Here is a 1,072-nt window from a genome sequence, read left to right as displayed (position 1 = left end):
GACCCACGGCAATTTGCCCCCTGGTGGTTCGATGCCCAGGCCTGCCAGGCCTTCGTTGACAAGCTGTGCCAGCAGGCAGCCTGAGGAGCCATGAGCATGAATGCAATGCATTTGCCTGACAATCTGATCGCCGCCGACAGCAGCGAGCCACGGGCCCTGCGCAACCTGCTTGGGCAGTTCGCCACGGGGGTTACGGTGGTCACCACCCGGGGTAGCGACGGTCGCAAGGTGGGGATGACCGCCAATTCGTTTTCCTCGGTGTCGCTGGAGCCGCCGCTGGTGCTCTGGAGCCTGGCGCGCACGGCGCCGAGTGTGAGCGACTTCCTGGCCGCCAGCCATTTCGCCATCAATGTGCTGGGCAGCGACCAGCACGGTTTGTCCGGGCACTTTGCGCGGCCCTCGTCAGACAAGTTCGCTGGCATCGAGCATGTCGAGGCCACCGCCGGCGTGCCGCTGCTCGACGGTGCCATCGCCACCCTGGTGTGCCGCAACGTCACCCAGTACGAGGGCGGCGATCACCTGATCTTCCTCGGTGAAATCGAGCACTACCGATACAGCGGCGGAGAACCGCTGGTCTTCCATGCCGGGCAGTACCGGGTCGCCGTCGCGCACCCCGAACTCGGCCGTTGAGTCTCCTGCCACCAAAAACAACATTCGGAGCCTTGCATGAATAACATCCGTTACCTGGCCTGCGCCCTTGCGCTGGGCAGTGGTGCGGCCCAAGCGTATGACCTGCCGGTGGTCAACCTGGGCCTGACCAGCTTTCTCGACGGCGGCCTGCCGGCGGGGCCGGGCTGGTACCTGCAACAGTACTTCCAGAACTACAGCGCGAACCGGCTGGTAGACAAGAACGGCGACAAGCTGGGCTTGCCGAAGACCCAGCTGGACTATCAGGTGGCGGTGACGCAGGTCAGCTACCTGTCTGAGCTGCGCGTTGGCAACGCCAGCCTGGGCCTGAACACGGTGTTGCCTATCGTCACCCGGATGAAAGTCGATGACGGTTTGAACAACGCGGCCCTGAAGGACCAGGGCGGGGTGGGTGACTGGCTGATCGGGCCGTTCATCCAGTTCG

The 1,072-nt window shown here is 64.2% G+C and carries 2 protein-coding genes; both read left to right on the top strand.

What is annotated here, in order from left to right; translation table 11 throughout:
- Positions 1 to 96 precede the first annotated feature (96 nt).
- Positions 97 to 630, top strand: coding sequence for a flavin reductase family protein (locus tag N430_RS29185; RefSeq protein ID WP_105947795.1), 534 nt, complete (start codon positions 97 to 99; stop codon positions 628 to 630).
- Positions 631 to 666: 36 nt separating this feature from the next.
- Positions 667 to 1,072, top strand: a 406-nt coding sequence (locus N430_RS29180; protein ID WP_178083419.1) for a transporter, incomplete at its 3' end; no start/stop codon positions are given.

Origin of the sequence: Pseudomonas sp. CC120222-01a, assembly GCF_003097235.1 — a bacterium.
Classification (GTDB): domain Bacteria; phylum Pseudomonadota; class Gammaproteobacteria; order Pseudomonadales; family Pseudomonadaceae; genus Aquipseudomonas.
The sequence above is the reverse complement of the archived record's forward strand: the minus strand, read 5'-3'. Positions and strand labels throughout refer to the sequence as shown.